Annotated in this window: 1 pseudogene; it reads left to right on the forward strand. The window is 56.4% G+C overall.

Annotated features, from left to right (window positions below):
- Positions 1–40 precede the first annotated feature (40 nt).
- A pseudogene (locus KVT34_RS30715) lies at positions 41–250 on the forward strand (SAM-dependent methyltransferase); the annotation flags it as partial.

Genomic DNA, 250 nt, shown 5'->3' on the forward strand with positions numbered 1-250 from the left:
GGATGCGTTCCGGTGGGTCACCGGGGGGAGCCCCCCTATCGTGTTCTTTAAGGGCGGCGACAACGAAATTTCCCTCAAACAGCCCGACAAGGGAGAGGTCGGATTCCCCCATGTGTCCCCTTTCCATACGCCGCTGTTTCCCCTTTACGCATGGGACGGATTTTTTACCGCTCCGCTTAAAATACGGGGCGAACGGGATTCGGGAGGCCTTTCGCATACCGTCCGGATTCCCATGATACATATCGAAATG

It is taken from the genome of Paenibacillus sp. GbtcB18, from assembly GCF_019091125.1.
In the GTDB taxonomy this organism is placed as follows: domain Bacteria; phylum Bacillota; class Bacilli; order Paenibacillales; family NBRC-103111; genus Paenibacillus_F; species Paenibacillus_F chitinolyticus.